The sequence below is a fragment of the Acinetobacter sp. YH12068_T genome, assembly GCF_024606005.1.
Taxonomy (GTDB): domain Bacteria; phylum Pseudomonadota; class Gammaproteobacteria; order Pseudomonadales; family Moraxellaceae; genus Acinetobacter; species Acinetobacter amyesii.
This window is the reverse complement of the sequence record NZ_CP094555.1, coordinates 2,853,680-2,869,578: the sequence shown is the minus strand read 5'-3', so window position 1 is coordinate 2,869,578 and position 15,899 is coordinate 2,853,680. Positions and strand designations below refer to the sequence as shown.

The following is a 15,899-nucleotide window of genomic DNA, read 5'->3' as shown; positions in this document are numbered from 1 at the left end:
AGTCGTTAGAACAATCAAATTTGAGAATGAAATGAAATCTTCACTGCCGCTGACGGCAAGTATATATGCTCTTTTGGTACTGATTTGGGCGACGACGCCGCTCGCGATTGTGTGGAGTGTGCAGGAAATACATCCGATGTGGGTGTTGATTATCCGTTACTTCGGTGCATCTATTATTGCGCTGTTTCTGTTGAAATTGATGCGTGATCCTTTGCCGTTTGATGAAACCTCATTAAAAAGTTATGTGGCAGGGAGTTTGAATTTGATTGGCGCACAGTTATTTATTTATCTGGCAGCCAATTATCTCACCTCTGGTTTAATGGCACTGATTTTTGGTTTTTCACCCTTAATTGCCGGTTTGATTGGGCATGTAATTTTAAAAACACATAAATTGGTCGCTTTGCAGTGGTTGGGTATGGCGGTTGCAGTGGGTGGTTTAACTTTTGTCTTTGCAGATTCTGCTGATAGCAAAGTCAATCCAATTGGCGTTGTACTGATGCTAATCAGTATGGTGTCGTATATTAGTTCGATTTTTTGGGTGAAACAGATTAACGCACCGTTAAAACCGATGTCTCAGGCAACAGGTTCTCTGATTGTTTCTGCTTTAGGATCGATGCTCATTATTCCATTTATTTGGCAGCATTTTCCAACCGAATTGCCAAGCGGCCGTGCGATGATTGGATTTGTCTTTACCATGATCATGTCATCCATTGTGGCAATGCTGTGTTACTTCTGGCTTATAAGACGTTTAGCCGCATCAACGGTGTCACTCAGTAATGTGATGACACCTGTCATAGCATTGGTTTTGGGAGCTACGTTGAACAGTGAACATATTAGCTCCAATGCCTTTGTTGGAATCGTGGTCGTGATGTTTGGTATTGTGATGTACTTTTGGAAAGAGTGGCGCGAGCAATATTTTAATAAAGTACGTTGAACCGTGTACATCTACAGAATTATAAGGAAGCTGCGGCTTCCTTTTTTTTCTATCCCTTTGCGCTAAAGAGCGTGTTTCACATGGAACATGATGGCATTGTCGAAACAATCGACAGTTGGTGTAAAAACAACAAAATAACAAACAACAGCTACAGTCAGTTTGAGTACTATGGAATGAGCTATAAAATCAAATAGATCTGTTTGATAAAAATAAATTTAGGACAATTTTAAATGTCTGAATCTAACAAAATCGTGGTATATGCAGCGCTCTTCGGCAATTTAGCGATTGCACTGGTGAAGTTTGTCGCTGCCTATATCACGAATAGTTCGGCCATGTTGAGTGAAGCTATTCACTCTGTGGTTGATACTTTAAATGAAATCTTACTGCTCTACGGTATGAAAAAATCGCAGCAGCCAGCAAATGCACGCCATCCGTTTGGTTATGGGAGAGAGCTGTATTTTTGGGCTTTTATTGTGGCGTTGATGGTCTTTGCTTTGGGTGCGATCGTGTCGATTTATCAAGGGATTAGTCATATTTATCACCCCGAAGAAATGCAAAATCCGATGATTAACTATATCGTATTAGGTATTGCGATTTTGTGTGAAGGGACCTCTTGGTTTGTGGCATTGAAAGCATTTCGTAAAATCAAAGGGAAACAGGGCTATTTTGAAGCATTTCGACGCAGTAAAGATCCGACGACATTTACCGTGTTATTTGAAGATTCAGCAGCGCTGATTGGTCTGTTTATTGCCCTGATCGGTATCTATTTATCACACGCGCTGAATATGCCAATGCTTGATGGTCTGGCATCAATTCTAATTGGGGTTGTACTCGCTATTTCAGCAATTTTACTTGCACGTGAGACTAAAGGATTGCTCATGGGAGAAACTGCTGATCCACAATTGAGGCATAATGTCTTGATGCTTGCAGAGCAAGATCCAGCAGTGCATTCTGCCAATGGGGTGTTAACAGAGCAGATGGGTGCACATCAAGTTTTGGCATCTTTGAGTCTTGAATTTAAAGATAATTTAACGTCAGATGATATAGAAGCTTGTGTCAACAGAATTGAAGCACAAATTAAACAGCTTCATCCTGAAATTGTGGCACTCTTTGTCAAGCCTCAATCTCGGAAGGTTTGGCTTGAGCGCATGAAAGGTCGTCTTGATCAATAGGTCTGCGAGGTTAAATACTTTGCAAGGTTTGTCAGCATAGTGAATGAATTTTAAATACACATGAATCAAAAAACTCAATCAGCACAGTTTCAAATCAGAACTAAAAGCTGTATGAAACATACGTGGACGAAGCCTGTATTTGATTATCTGGCAACTGACCATTTTAATGGGGAAAAATTCTTTAATACCCTTCGAAATCCAGATGCGTTTACGCGTAAAGATATGCTGAAATGGATCATGACGCGTAAAAGCGATACATGGAAAGTAGATCGTGAGCAAGAATACCAACAGTTTTTTGCTTCTTCGCGTAGCATTCCGCACAATCGGCCATTGGCTAAAATGGATGATTGGTTGGTTTGGTTTGTCGGACATGCGACGGTTTTGATTCAAATTGGGCCATATAATTTTTTGACCGATCCTGTATGGGCGGAGTATGCAGGCCCACGTCAAGGGACTGGACCACGACGTGCTTGTCCTGCAGGAATTGCCTTAGAAGAATTACCTACAATTCATGGGGTTTTACTGAGCCATAATCATTATGATCATATGGATTTAGCAACCTTGAATTGGTTACATGAACAATTTGCTATGCCGATTTATACTGGTTTAGGCAATGCTTATTATTTACCCACACATTTCAATGTCATTGAACTTGATTGGTGGCAATCGGAAATGTTTGAAGATTTGCGTATCGTTTATACGCCTGCACAGCATGGTTCAGGTCGTGGTTGGCGAGATCAAAATCATGCCTTATGGGGAGGTTTTTCCATCGTGCATAGTACAGGACATTTCTTCTTTGCTGGAGATACGGGCTATGCCGCACATTTCAAACAAATCCATACACGCTTAGGTGCACCCCGAGTAGCGTTATTACCGATTGGAGCTTATGAGCCACGTCGTTTAATGAAATATTTGCACATGAATCCCGAAGAAGCTTTTCAGGCGCATAAAGATTTACAGTCAAAATGTTCATTGGCAATGCATTATCGGACTTTTCAGTTGACTGATGAAGCTAGAGACCAACCTGAACATGACTTACATCATGCAATGCGAAAAACATCAAAGTTAATGAATCCATTTTTAACCATGCATGAAGGCAAAAAATTGATTGTTTAAGGATTAATAGAAGGTAATTGGAATATTTAATGCCAAGAAAAAACCACCTTAAAAGGTGGTTTTTTTATTCAAAGATAAAACTTAAAGCAAGCCAGGATTACCTTGAGCTGGATCAGTTGCACGAGCAGCTTGCGCATCCGCTACAGTTAAGCCTAATGCTTTTGCAACACCTTCACCATAAGCTGGATCACATGCGTAACAGTTACGGATATGACGATATTTGATGAAGTCGAGTGCATCGCCCATTGCGCCAGCAGTGTTATTAAACAATGCTTGTTTTTGTTCATCATTCATTAAGTTGAATAATGCACGTGGTTGACTGAAATAGTCGCTGTCATCTTCACGATAATCCCACAAGTCAGCATCACCAGTAATTTTCAATGGTGGTTCTTTGTATTGTGGTTGCTCTTGCCATTGGCTGAAGCTGTTTGGTTCATAATGCGGTGTTGCACCATAGTTACCATCCATACGGCCTTGACCATCACGACGGTTGGAATGAACAGGGCAACGTGGTGCATTTACAGGAATTTGGTAATGGTTTACACCCACGCGATAACGTGCAGCATCAGCATAGTTGAATAAACGCGCTTGCAGCATACGGTCAGGTGAAAAACTAATGCCCGGCACCAAGTTACTTGGTGCAAAAGCGGCTTGTTCAACATCTTGGAAATAGTTTTCAGGGTTACGGTTGAGTTCGAATTCACCCACTTCAATCAACGGATAGTCGCCTTTAGGCCATACTTTGGTTAAATCAAATGGGTGATAAGGTACTTTTTCTGCATCAAGTTCAGGCATGATTTGAACGTACATTTTCCATTTTGGAAAATCGCCGCGTTCAATTGCATTGAACAGATCGGTTTGTGAGCTTTCACGGTCTTTGGCAATAATCGCTTCAGCTTCAGCATCGGTTAAGTTTTTAATGCCTTGTTGAGTGCGCATGTGGAATTTAACCCAGAAGCGTTCATTATTAGCATTAATAAAACTGAAGGTATGGCTACCAAAACCATGCATATGACGGTAACCATCTGGAATACCGCGGTCAGACATCACAATCGTAACTTGGTGTAGAGCTTCAGGAAGTAAAGTCCAGAAATCCCAGTTATTTGTTGCACTACGCTTATTGGTTTTTGGATCACGTTTCACTGCTTTATTTAAGTCAGGGAATTTACGTGCATCACGTAGGAAGAAGACAGGGGTGTTATTACCAACTAAATCCCAGTTACCTTCTTCAGTATAGAATTTAAGGGCAAAACCACGAATATCGCGTTCTGCATCTGCAGCACCACGCTCACCCGCTACGGTAGAGAAACGAGCAAAAAGTTCAGTTTTTTTACCAACTTCTGAGAAAATTTTAGCGCGGGTATATTGGGTAATATCGTTAGTCACGGTAAACGTACCGAAAGCACCAGAACCTTTGGCATGCATACGACGCTCTGGAATTACTTCACGAACGAAATTACCGAGTTTTTCATTAAGCCATAGGTCTTGGGCAAGCAAAGGACCACGTGCACCTGCCGTCATACTGTTCTGGTTGTCTACAACAGGAGCACCAGCATCAGTTGTTAGGTGGGTGACAGGACATTTTTTAACGTCGTCGCTCATTGAGTATCTCCATTATTATAATCATGTATTAAAGTTGGGAGTTATAACCTTATCAATTGATAACACGCTCAACAGCACATGACATTAACCGTTTTGTTAATTCATTTTAAAGTGACAATGTGACAACAGTTTTTCTCTTATTCTAAAATTTTTCAAGCAGCAATCAATCGAAGAGAAGTTATAAAACTGTAGCCGTTAAAAGCTTAAAAATCTTTATATACTTATTGACTCTAAAGCTTTCTGTGGCTTTTGACAAATGGAAAAATAGTTTTGAATAAATGGTTAATTCGATGAATCAAGTTATTGAATTTATATTATTTATTTATATATTTTGTTTTAATATTTTATCCATGAATTAAACTCAAATATATCGCTATGATAGGTAGAACAGGACGAAATATTTAAACGCATATTTTTATTATGGATTTTGGCCTTAATATAGGTTTTTTAGCTGATTCTAGTTAATGAAAGACATTTTTATGTTGTTAATATTGCAGAGCTTTTCAACATTAAAGACATTATTTAATACTTAAAATAAGCTAAAAATATAGCTGAAGAAATATTGGCAAGTGGTCTAAGTTGTTTTAGAAAATTGTAAATAAATTCTTTATGGGGTGATGCTAGTTGGCACACCTATCTTTATTGTTGTCAGGTCAGGTGTTGTCACTCCAGCTTGAATCGATTCCTACATCATATCAACATACTAGGCAACCTTACGTGATCGCATATCGTAGTTGAGGGGGTTAATGGCGAACCCATTTTGACCTCGGGATATATTTTACGCCCAAAAGGATAAGCACTTAAACAAGACTGGACCGTATTGGCATGAGCACATGGCACGACTGTGTGGCTGATACAAGTGCTCCTTCAAGTGATTATACAATGGGCCTGTATATAGTTTGCAACTAGTCATAGATGGTGCAATCGACAGTTGTTTGAGGCATGGCTATGTAGTGGTTGCAACAGATTATAAGGACTGGGTAAGCCAAAACTGAACCCTTATATGAATGTAGTCAGTTAAGTTTATAATTTGGTGCATTCTGTGCGTGCATTGCATTCTTGGAAGCCGAGGCAATTTAGTAAAGACTGGATGCTGATGGGGCGTAGTCAAGGTGGTGCAGCTGTGATTGCGGTTGCAGCTCAGGAGCAAAAAGATGCCCTTGAATTAAATTTTAAAGCTGCAATACCCTTGGCACCGGTTGGTTATCAATATGAATGTGTTGCTGAATACGTAGAAACCAATCCAAACCCAGATACCAACGTAGCGGCATTTTTCCCCAGCGTGTTGTAGGGAGCAGCCGCAGCAGATCGATCAATGTAGATCAACAGGTTAGTCCAGATATGCAGTCTTTACTAAATCAGGCCCGTAAACGTTGTTTATCAGAACTAAAAAATTAGTTAAAACAAGCGCCTCAGCCAATCTTTTAAAAAATTCAGACTTAAGGCCATCCCTAAGCTATTTAAAACGGTAGTCGATTGAATATATGACCCTAACCGTACCACTGATGTTTGTTTAAGGCGCCGCAGACCATTTGTAGATCACCTTGGTACTCAAAGTTATTACCAGAAAGTGTGCAAATAAAAAATTGCCAGTAGTTATCAGGCGATCCCAAATGGCTATCATCGGGGTGCATTAGGCCATAGTCCAAAATATACGGCTGAATTTTTAAAGAGCTTACAACTGGCCAGCATTGCAAAGGCGTATAAATGAGATAAGTAAGCTGGCAATAAAAGCTTAACTTCTAAAGCACTTTTATTGAAGGATGAACCAAGTGATGAATGATTTTCTTCTACCGTAAAAATGAATTTCCTAAATATCTAAAATAACTGGTTTAAGAGCCGGTTTTTTTGTAAATAACATGACTTTATTTTATTCACCGATGCATTTGAAACGTCATTAGACTTGTCCGCGAAGTCTAATCGCGCAACATATGAATTATATCTCGCTTTAATTCATCCCATTCAGTAAAGTTTGGTACGATCAACAAGCTTTGCGACACAAAGCCATAACACACTCTTTGTATATTTAAAGCCATTGGCTTGAGCTTTTCCTCGTTATTTATAAAAGGCTTAAGCATGTGTTGCCACATTTGCACCATCATGACATAACTTTTACGGTAACTTTCAATATCTGAAATCCGCCGTTCCAATAAAAACACCTGTGACCATAAAAACTGCTGCGCTTGAATTTGCTCAATTTGGAAGTGGATGATTTGCTTTAAATACTCTTGAAAATCCAAATCTGTGGATAACTTCATCAGCGATTGTGCATAAGTTTTCATCTGTTCGGCATTGTGCTTCACATGTAAATGAATGGTCAGCGCAATCAAATCTTCCTTCTTGGAAAAATATTCATAAAATGTCCCTAAGCCAACGCCTGCAAGGTCGGTAATTTCACGAATGGTAATTTTGTCGGCAGGGCGCTCATGCAAAAGCCGAACAAAACTTTCTTGCAATGCCTCTTGCGTGAGCTTTGCACGTGATTGACGCGGCTTACGCCGTATCTGAATGGCTGAATTCTTCATATTGTTAAGCGCTGAAAACCGAACGTCTATGCTTTAAATTTTCTCTATACTGAAATGAAAAGCCAACAAGAACAAGTGGAAAATATAGACGATGAATACATTAGAACAGCCATGGATGACGCATCAAATCAGCAACCAATTTGATGAACTAGAAAACTACAATCTATTTTCAAGCGATACGGTTTTACATGAAATCTTAAAACGCTGCAGCAGCCATGATCAGCCGACTTTATGCGAAATGGGCAAAGTGGCAGGTTCGAGTGAATACTTTCAGCATGGGGCTTTAGCCAACAAACATACCCCAATTTTACATGCCTTCGATGCGCGAGGCCGCCGTACTGACTTTATCGAGTTTCATCCTTCATGGCATAAATGGATGGGACTCAACCGCCAGTTTGATACCCATGCACATCCATTTAATCAGCCAAATTCCAAGGCAAAATGGGTGGAATGGGCAGCACGTTTTTATTTAGCAGGTCAGGTCGAGTGCGGCAATTTATGTCCAAATTCAATGACACTCGGCAGTATTCCACTCATTCAGCGTGAACCTGAACTGTGGGCCAAAATTGGAGAGAAACTACTATCGACTGAATATGATGAACGCGATGTACCGATTGCGCAGAAAAAGTCGATTTGGCTCGGTATGGGCATGACTGAAAAGCAGGGCGGTTCAGATGTACGTGCTAATGAAACTATAGCTGTGCCTATGGCAGAAACAGGACGAGGCAAAGCTTATTTGCTGACAGGGCATAAATGGTTTTTCTCTGCACCAATGTGTGATGCGCATTTGGTGGTGGCAAAAACCGAACAAGATGGCTTGGCCTGTTTCTTTGTACCGCGTTGGCTGGAAGATGGCACGAAGAATAATATTCAGGTGCAACGCCTAAAAGAAAAAGTCGGTAACCGCAGTAATTCAAGCTCGGAAGTCGAATTCAAAAATGCGTGGGGCATTATGATTGGTGAGGCAGGGCGTGGCATTCCAACCATTATTGAAATGGCGAATTACACCCGTCTGACCTGTTCGGTCGGTTCGAGCGCCATGCTGCGTCAAGCTTTGGTGCAATGCATTGCCTATACCCGTCAGCGTCAGGCTTTTGGTAAACATTTGATTGAACAACCCTTAATGCGTGCAGTTTTGGCAGATTTGGCTTTAGAGAGTGAAGCAGCGACGCAGCTCAGTTTCCATTTGGCGCAGTGCTATGAATCAGATGATGCCTTGTCTGTGGCATGGAAACGCATTATGACCCCAGCAGCTAAGTTTTGGATTTGTAAACGTGCAGTCGAACTAACTGGTGAGATGATGGAAGTCTTTGGTGGTAATGGCTATGTCGATAACGGCATCATGGCGCGCATTTTTAAAGAAGCACCTGTGAATACCATTTGGGAAGGTTCAGGCAATGTTATGTGCCTAGATGTGCTGCGCGCGATTGGGCGTGATCCTGAATCTATTGAGGTGCTGTTTAAAGATTTGGCCAGTACAGCAAGTACAGATGAAAGCTTGCAAACAGAATTGCAGGACTTGTTCAGGTTGTTCCATCAATCGCCTGAAGATTTACAATTTATGGGGCGCAGTTTGGTCAGTCGTTTAACGGTACTTGCACAAGCGGTGTTATTGAAACGCTATGCGCCTGATTATGTAGCAAATGGTTTTATTCAAAGCCGTTATAGCGCTAAACACGGGCAAGTGGTGGGGATGTTGGATGCCAAAATGGTCGATGTAGAGCGTTTGTTGGAACGGGCTTTCGCAAGTTAAATACAATGTATTTCCCTCTCTTAATGGGAGAGGGTTTTGGAGATGGGAATAATGTGGGAAAACAATTTTTTATGGACATGGGACTAACGACGCTGTATCAAAAAGCCATAGGAAAGTGCTTGAAAAAATCTAAAAATAGACCAATATATGCACTACAGCACGAAGGTGCTGTATAGGCAAAAGGTGAATGCAAATGGCAAAGAAAAAAGTCCTGCCAGAAGTTGAAGTTCGCAACTTCGTGGCAAAACACATGAATGATTTTAACAAAAGCCAAACTTTTGTAGATCGAAAGAAAAATGCAAAACGTGGCTATGCAAAGCACAAAAAAGGGGGATATTCGAATGATTATCTCCCTTTTTATTGGTCTGTATTTTTATAATTTAACTGACTATTCGTGTCGCTGATTTCACCATATCACCTAGACCATGAGTCTTAAAGTAATACTCCATTAAGCTTTTCACCATCAGTGGATTATTCATGCTTAAGGCACGATTCAAGAGCTCTTTTGCATCTGGCATCGGCACATGGCAGATGGCTTTACGAACTTTCAGGATATTACTCGAACTCATCGATAGGGTATTAAAGCCCATTGCCATCAATAAAATAGCGGTGAGTGGATCACCAGCCATTTCCCCACAAATACTAATCGGCTTGTCGTATTTATGACATTCTTGCACCAAACGAGTCAGCGCACGAAGTACGGCTGGGTGTGAGTGTGAATAGACATTGGCAACACGTGGGTTATTACGGTCAACCGCAAGTAAATATTGGGTTAAATCGTTTGATCCCACTGAGAAGAAGTCAACCAATTCAGCAAATTCATCGATCTGTAACAGCACACTCGGCACTTCGACCATGATGCCGATTTTTGGTTTGGTAATTTTCACCTGTTCTTCTTCTTGCACCGCTTGCCAGTCACGATCGAGCAAATACAACGCTTCTTCGACTTCGCTGACACTGGTCACCATCGGCAGCAAAATATGCAAGTTGTTCAGGCCAATACTGGCTTTAAGCATGGCACGAATTTGGGCTGAAAAAATCTCAGGATGATCGAGGGTAAAGCGAATCCCACGCCAACCCAGTGCAGAGTTTTCTTCTTCAATCGAGAAATAAGGTAGGTCTTTATCTGCACCAATATCGAGGGTACGCATCACCACTGGTTTATTGGCAAAATGACTGAGCTGTTGACGGTAAATCGCCCGTTGTTCTTCTTCACCTGGGAAGCGATCACGCAGCATAAATGGAATTTCAGAACGGTATAGACCGACACCTTTGGCGCCACGTTGTACACCGCGTACTACATCGATCATCAAGCCTGTATTTACAAACAATCGAACAGCGACGCCATCTGGCGTGATGGCATCTTTTGTTTCGTATTGTTTTAGGTCTTTGGCAATTTGCTCTTCTTCTTTTTGAATCTCTTTATAACGTGTGCGTAAGCGACGAGGTGGATTGATGAATACACGACCTTGATGTGCATCGACAATCATTTCGACATCATCGAGGGTGTTAATTGGCAGTTCAGTCACACCAACCACAGTTGGAATGCCGAGAGCACGCGCCACAATCACCATGTGTGAGTTCATGGCACCTTCAGTGGTCACAATCGCTGCGATTTTATCGACTGGGAGTTCAACCAAGGCAGCTGTAGAAATTTCTTCACCAATTAAAATACTTTCATCGGTGATTTCACGGTGACTAGCATCTGCTTCTTGCAAAAAGGCCAAGATACGACGCCCCAGATCTTTTAAGTCTGAAACACGCTCACGGAGATAGTCATCTTCCATCTGTGCAAAGAGCGCAATGTGTTTATCAATGACAATGCGAACAGCACCTTGTGCCCAGTTACCGTCGCGAATTTCACTTTTGATTTCCGCGGGGAGGGCATTGGCATCGAGCATCCGTAAGAACACGCTAAATAATGCGCGTTCTTCAGCCATGAGGGCATCTTGCATTTTTTCATCAAGCGACTGAATTTCTTGGCGAACTGCGTCTATGGCATTGTCGAGTAATTCGAGTTCCTCACTAATGTCATCGGCTTCACGATCAGGGACTGACGCCAAGTCAGCAGGTGGATATAGGATAACTGCTCGACCTAGGGCAATACCGCCTGAACCTGAAATGCCTTGGAAGGTTTTGTACGCTGGCAGATTATTCGGCTTACGAAAGACTTCGATATTGCCGACGGCATGTGCATGGGCAATCACCCCTGAAAGTTGAGCGCATAGGGTCACGAGGAAGGATTCGGCAGCTTCGCTAAAGTCTTGAGGTTCTTTGTTTTGAACCACCAAGACACCCATAACTTTACGGCGATACATCACCGGAACACCGAGGAAGGAATTGTAAATTTCTTCCCCCGTTTCTGGCAGATACATAAAGCGTTCATGCTTCGGTGCGTTATCAAGGTTGACGATTTCTTCACGTTGTCCAACTAAGCCAACCAAACCTTCACTGGTATGCAAAGAGACATGCCCAACGGCTTCAGGGTTTAAACCCTTAGAAGCCATCAGTAAATAACGATGGTTTCGTTCATCAAGCAAGTAGATTGAGCAGACATCCACATGCATGGCTTCTGCCACTTGATTGACCATTATGTCTAAAGATTCATGCAAACTGGCTGACGCATTAATCTCTTGGACTATGCGTCTTAATGTATCCAGCTGCATGTTCGACATCGTGTCTGCTCCAAAATTTATTCTGCTTTATTTATAACAACACTCATCCTAAAAATCTGCATCCATTCAGCAAATTTTTACGGCTTTTGTGGAAGCTGACTGCAAAGTTCCACCATGGCTTTACGATATACATCGCGTTTAAAATTCACCACTTGTCCTAGTGGGTACCAATAGCTGACCCATTGCCATTGATCAAACTCAGGTGGATCTGACAAATCAAGCTGAATATGCTGTGCTGAAGCTGTCAGTTTCAATAAAAACCACTTTTGCTTTTGACCAATACAAACGGGGGCTGAATCGGTACGTATATACCGATGTGGCAAACGATAGCGCAACCACCCTTGGGTTTGTGCTATCACCTGGACGTGTTCGGGCAGTAAGCCAACTTCTTCTCTCAGCTCACGGTAAAGTGCCTGTTCGGGGGTTTCTCCATGTTGGATACCTCCTTGTGGAAATTGCCAGGCATTGTGACCAATGCGCTTTGCCCATAAAACTTGTCCAATGTCGTTTGCCAAAATGATCCCGACGTTGGGTCGGAAACCTTCTGAATCGATCATTTGGCTACCTAAATATTGTGTAATTTATGACTTTGCTCGCGGGGACGTTTATTTCTGTGTCCATCTCGAAAAAGCAAAGTGTAAAAATGTTAAAATTGTTATGATCTTAACGAATTTCTATCGACTAGCGGAGATAGATTTACAATTTTTTTCTTAAATTTCAGCTTTTACGAGTATTTTCATGAAATTGGCACTGTTTGACCTTGATCACACCTTATTAAATACCGACTCAGACCATTCTTGGGGGGAGTTTTTGGTCAATGAAGGCTTGGTTGATCCAATTCGTCATCGTGCCATGAATGACAAATTTTATGATGATTATAAAAAAGGCCAGCTTGACCCGATTGCCTATAACGAATTTGTATTTGAGTTTTTAACCCAACATGACAATGCCTACTTAACTGAGTTACATCAGTTGTTTATGAAAAAAGTTATTCGTGCGCAAATGCGTCCAGAGGGCTATGCTGCCATTCAGCGCCATCAAGATGCAGGGCATCAATTGGTCGGGATCACCGCAACGTCTGATTTTATTACCGCACCGATTTTTCGTGAATTCGGCATTACTGAAATCATTGCGACCAATGCCGAAATTGTGAATGGTAAATATACAGGTAAAGTAATTAATACTCCGTGCTATCAAAAGGGCAAATTAGTCCGTTTGAATCAATGGTTAGAAGGTCGTGATGTTACAGAGTCTTGGGCGTATTCAGATTCGATTAATGACCGTTTCCTGTTGGAATATGCGGATCATGCAATTGCAGTCAATCCAGATGATCGTTTAGAGGTCCTAGCAAAAGAACAAGGTTGGGACATTCAAGACTGGTCAATTCAAGCCTAAAGATGAACATGAAAAAAAAGCATCTTGAGATGCTTTTTTATTTGATGTTCTTTTGATTAACCTTCGACTCACTTATTTGAACTATCGCTCCGTATGCAGACAGAAGCTTCTTTTAAACATTTAATTCAAATCTTTATTGGGCCACGTGCTCAATCTTATTTAAATTTCATTGAACAACAAGTTGGACAGAACAATGGTCTGAGTTGGGCAGGGCTAATTTTTGGACCCTATTGGTTACTCTATCGAAAGATGTACCGCTATTTCTTCTTATTCTTTGCGGTTGGTTTTTTGATTAGCATGTTGGCACTCATCATCGGTGTGCCTGAACAAGTCTTGATGGGGCTAGCATTGATTCCTAACGTCGTACTCGCAGGGATCGGAAAGCGTTTATATAGCGATTTTGCGGTGCAAAAGACCAAAGCCTATATGCAGCAGCCAAAATATAGTGAACAGGTGTTTGCTGAAGAAGGGGGAGTGAACTGGGGGCTACCTTTATTGTTGGTATTTATTCAATCTGTCGTGATGATTATGCTCAGTTTGCCTTTTATTCAATTTTCACCGCTATAGAATTCTGTAATTGAGTGCGTGTTCATTCCATGTTATATCCTTAAAACAGAATAATTTTGTATCCATAAATAATAAGTTTTAACACGGAGAATGACAATGAGTGTACGTCCACGCATGACTCATCTATTTGAACAACTGGGTTTAGATTCGAGTGAAGACGCGATTGCTTTATTTATCGTGACGCATCAACTCAGTGCCCAAACTAAAATCACCGAAGCAGATTATTGGACAGATGCTCAGCGCCAGTTCTTGGCCGAAAAAATTAAGTCAGATGGTGAATGGGCGATTATTGTCGATCAATTGAATGAATCATTACATGAAGATTCGTTGACGAAGTAAAACTGACGGGTTTTCCTTTGTTTTTTAATGGGATCGGCTGAAATAGGTGATCCCATTTTTACTGAAAAACTGATGTTACGTACGTAAAAGTTATTTCGTGTTTTTAAAATGATTTTTAAATCTATTCAACGAAGTCTTACATCTAGGAATTGAATAAATTGATTGGCCTTCGGCAAAAGTACCCAAAACCATTGTCATCCGCAAAACTCGTTCACTACCGTCTAATTATTCAAAGTATCGCAAAAACATTTTTGATGAGAAGTAGTCCTATCTCAAACACTTGCGGATGACCTTGCCTCGTTCTTATATTTGAATCAAATTGCACTTCTGATGTTACTGTATAACATCAGTGAAAAGAGGTTGAACTTTCATAATAAGTAAGAGCATCTATTGCTGACCTTGAGCAAAGCTACAAATATTGATGGCAGATTTGAAGGTCACTGCATTGTCTATGATGACTATTCAACAAGGACTGTTCAACACTTGGCTAATCAAGTCATTCGCTTTTTCTAAATGCTTAAACAGATGAATATAAAAAGCCACCATAGCGGTGGCTTGATTAATAATTGAATTTTGTAGGCAAAAAAATGAATTAGATGTGTTTCATCAATTCAACCAGCTTTTGTGCAGCAAGTGACTGAGTACGGCCTGGGTGCCATACCATGCCCAATTGACGATTCATGTTTGAAGGTAAATTCAGTTGTTTTAAATCTTGGTTCAATAAGGTTTTAGGAAGGACTGACCAACCAAGACCAATTGAAACCAACATGCGAATCGACTCAAGTGAGTTATTGCTCATGGTGACTTTCGGCTTGAGTCCATACTTTTCAAACTCAGCTAAGGTAATTTGACTGGTATAGGTTTGCGCTGCAGGTAACAGACTCGGGTATTGGATCAAATCTTCTAAGGTTAAATGTTCAACTTGCGCCAAAGGATGGAAAGGTGCAACCACGAATACCAGTGGATCATTCCATGTCGTAATGTATTTTAAACGGCTGTCACCTTGTGGCGGTAAAGTTAAAAATGCCAATTCTAAGTCGCCAGCCAAAACTTGCTCATGGGCTTGTTCAGAATCAACAAAGTGTACATCTAAGGTCACTTCTGGAAATTGCTGTACGTATTGACGCAAATGCGCCGGTAAATGGTGTAAGCCGATATGATGGCTGGTACCAATTTTCAGTTTACCTTGAACCTGACCTTGCTCATGGCTGAGCGTATGGTGAATATCGCCCAACTCATTCAGCCAGCTTTTTACTTTTGGCAAGAGAGAGTTTGCTGCATGCGTCGCTTGAACACCACGACCCGCGGATTCAAAAAGTTTGACACCGAAGTATTCTTCTAAACTGTGAATACGCTTGGTTACAGCAGGTTGCGTAATGAAGAGCTGATCTGCTGCCAAAGAGATCGAACCAGTTTCCATAACTTTTACAAAGGCTTCAAAGGCTGCGAGATTCATCTTCATTCCTATAAAGAATTTTTATGCTTAGTCTCATTGTTATAATATTTTAAGAATAAATCAAAGGGAAAGTTGTATCTTTTGATTTAAAACTAGGCGTTCAAGTCATACTACGCATTAAATCTGAGGGGATTTTTCGAGTTCTATAGCGTTATTCGAGTGCTTGATTGTTGCATGATTTGAGATGGAGCTGTGACGTTTTCAGCTCAAATGCGTTGTTACAAAGTTGTTTTTTAAACCGAAACCAGAGTTATGCATAATATAAAAAATACAGGGCTGAAAAGTATTTCAACCGTTTGAATTAAAGAGGAGCGATGGCGTTTCTTTTAACTCAGCATTGAACTAAAACAAAAATGAACTCAAGT

At 41.0% G+C, this 15,899-nt stretch carries 14 protein-coding genes; 9 read left to right on the top strand and 5 right to left on the bottom strand.

Translation table 11 applies throughout. The features are described from left to right. The first annotated feature begins 31 nt into the window (after positions 1-31). The 3 genes from MST18_RS13675 to MST18_RS13665 all read left to right on the top strand — a co-directional run bounded on the left by MST18_RS13675 (position 32) and on the right by MST18_RS13665 (position 3,222). On the top strand, positions 32-934 hold the full coding sequence (locus MST18_RS13675) for a DMT family transporter (RefSeq protein ID WP_168377924.1): 903 nt from the start codon (positions 32-34) through the stop codon (positions 932-934). 230 nt (positions 935-1,164) lie between these two features. Beyond that, positions 1,165-2,106, top strand: coding sequence for a cation diffusion facilitator family transporter (locus MST18_RS13670; protein ID WP_180132709.1), 942 nt, complete (start codon positions 1,165-1,167; stop codon positions 2,104-2,106). A gap of 60 nt (positions 2,107-2,166) precedes the next feature. Beyond that, positions 2,167-3,222, top strand: a complete 1,056-nt coding sequence (locus tag MST18_RS13665) for an MBL fold metallo-hydrolase (RefSeq protein WP_180078123.1) — start codon at positions 2,167-2,169, stop codon at positions 3,220-3,222. 81 nt (positions 3,223-3,303) lie between these two features. On the opposite strand, the gene MST18_RS13660 is transcribed toward MST18_RS13665, so the two are convergent. Next, a complete protein-coding gene (locus MST18_RS13660) occupies positions 3,304-4,824 on the bottom strand; it encodes a catalase (protein WP_111884100.1) in 1,521 nt (506 codons plus the stop codon). Between the two features lie 1,042 nt (positions 4,825-5,866). Between MST18_RS13660 and MST18_RS13655 the strand changes: the two genes are divergently transcribed. Beyond that, positions 5,867-6,115, top strand: coding sequence for a hypothetical protein (locus MST18_RS13655; protein ID WP_180132708.1), 249 nt, complete (start codon positions 5,867-5,869; stop codon positions 6,113-6,115). A 625-nt stretch (positions 6,116-6,740) separates the two neighbouring features. Here the strand turns inward: MST18_RS13655 and MST18_RS13650 are convergent. Continuing rightward, a complete protein-coding gene (locus MST18_RS13650) occupies positions 6,741-7,349 on the bottom strand; it encodes a TetR/AcrR family transcriptional regulator (RefSeq protein ID WP_180122000.1) in 609 nt (202 codons plus the stop codon). A 91-nt stretch (positions 7,350-7,440) separates the two neighbouring features. On the opposite strand from MST18_RS13650, the gene MST18_RS13645 reads away from it, so the two are divergent. Next, positions 7,441-9,102, top strand: coding sequence for an acyl-CoA dehydrogenase family protein (locus MST18_RS13645; RefSeq protein WP_180132707.1), 1,662 nt, complete (start codon positions 7,441-7,443; stop codon positions 9,100-9,102). Between the two features lie 193 nt (positions 9,103-9,295). After that, on the top strand, positions 9,296-9,481 hold the full coding sequence (locus tag MST18_RS13640; RefSeq protein WP_180024481.1) for a hypothetical protein: 186 nt from the start codon (positions 9,296-9,298) through the stop codon (positions 9,479-9,481). Between the two features lies 1 nt (position 9,482). Here MST18_RS13640 and ptsP read toward each other — a convergent pair whose 3' ends face one another. Together ptsP and MST18_RS13630 are read right to left on the bottom strand one after the other, a co-directional pair. Next, a complete protein-coding gene (gene ptsP, locus MST18_RS13635) occupies positions 9,483-11,777 on the bottom strand; it encodes a phosphoenolpyruvate--protein phosphotransferase (RefSeq protein WP_180101444.1) in 2,295 nt (764 codons plus the stop codon). 77 nt (positions 11,778-11,854) lie between these two features. Continuing rightward, complete coding sequence (locus MST18_RS13630) at positions 11,855-12,334, bottom strand: RNA pyrophosphohydrolase (protein ID WP_078192761.1); 480 nt, start codon at positions 12,332-12,334, stop codon at positions 11,855-11,857. A gap of 181 nt (positions 12,335-12,515) precedes the next feature. Between MST18_RS13630 and MST18_RS13625 the strand changes: the two genes are divergently transcribed. The 3 genes from MST18_RS13625 (at position 12,516) to MST18_RS13615 (ending at position 14,078) form a co-directional block, all read left to right on the top strand. Then, on the top strand, positions 12,516-13,172 hold the full coding sequence (locus tag MST18_RS13625) for an HAD family phosphatase (RefSeq protein WP_078192760.1): 657 nt from the start codon (positions 12,516-12,518) through the stop codon (positions 13,170-13,172). A 93-nt stretch (positions 13,173-13,265) separates the two neighbouring features. Continuing rightward, positions 13,266-13,739: a DUF2628 domain-containing protein gene (locus MST18_RS13620; RefSeq protein ID WP_180132706.1), complete on the top strand. Its 474-nt coding sequence runs from the start codon at positions 13,266-13,268 to the stop codon at positions 13,737-13,739. 96 nt (positions 13,740-13,835) lie between these two features. Further along, positions 13,836-14,078 carry a DUF2789 family protein gene (locus MST18_RS13615; RefSeq protein ID WP_078189726.1) on the top strand — a complete coding sequence of 81 codons (243 nt, stop codon included), beginning with the start codon at positions 13,836-13,838 and terminating at the stop codon, positions 14,076-14,078. Between the two features lie 592 nt (positions 14,079-14,670). Here the strand turns inward: MST18_RS13615 and MST18_RS13610 are convergent. Further along, positions 14,671-15,534, bottom strand: coding sequence for a LysR family transcriptional regulator (locus MST18_RS13610; protein ID WP_078189725.1), 864 nt, complete (start codon positions 15,532-15,534; stop codon positions 14,671-14,673). Positions 15,535-15,899 lie beyond the last annotated feature (365 nt).

Coding starts and splice junctions, on each gene's coding strand:
- MST18_RS13675 (WP_168377924.1), top strand. CDS start 32: ATGAAATCTTCACTGCCGCTGACGGCAAGTATATATGCTCTTTTGGTA.
- MST18_RS13670 (WP_180132709.1), top strand. CDS start 1,165: ATGTCTGAATCTAACAAAATCGTGGTATATGCAGCGCTCTTCGGCAAT.
- MST18_RS13665 (WP_180078123.1), top strand. CDS start 2,167: ATGAATCAAAAAACTCAATCAGCACAGTTTCAAATCAGAACTAAAAGC.
- MST18_RS13660 (WP_111884100.1), bottom strand. CDS start 4,824: ATGAGCGACGACGTTAAAAAATGTCCTGTCACCCACCTAACAACTGAT.
- MST18_RS13650 (WP_180122000.1), bottom strand. CDS start 7,349: ATGAAGAATTCAGCCATTCAGATACGGCGTAAGCCGCGTCAATCACGT.
- MST18_RS13645 (WP_180132707.1), top strand. CDS start 7,441: ATGAATACATTAGAACAGCCATGGATGACGCATCAAATCAGCAACCAA.
- MST18_RS13640 (WP_180024481.1), top strand. CDS start 9,296: ATGGCAAAGAAAAAAGTCCTGCCAGAAGTTGAAGTTCGCAACTTCGTG.
- ptsP (WP_180101444.1), bottom strand. CDS start 11,777: ATGTCGAACATGCAGCTGGATACATTAAGACGCATAGTCCAAGAGATT.
- MST18_RS13630 (WP_078192761.1), bottom strand. CDS start 12,334: ATGATCGATTCAGAAGGTTTCCGACCCAACGTCGGGATCATTTTGGCA.
- MST18_RS13625 (WP_078192760.1), top strand. CDS start 12,516: ATGAAATTGGCACTGTTTGACCTTGATCACACCTTATTAAATACCGAC.
- MST18_RS13620 (WP_180132706.1), top strand. CDS start 13,266: ATGCAGACAGAAGCTTCTTTTAAACATTTAATTCAAATCTTTATTGGG.
- MST18_RS13615 (WP_078189726.1), top strand. CDS start 13,836: ATGAGTGTACGTCCACGCATGACTCATCTATTTGAACAACTGGGTTTA.
- MST18_RS13610 (WP_078189725.1), bottom strand. CDS start 15,534: ATGAATCTCGCAGCCTTTGAAGCCTTTGTAAAAGTTATGGAAACTGGT.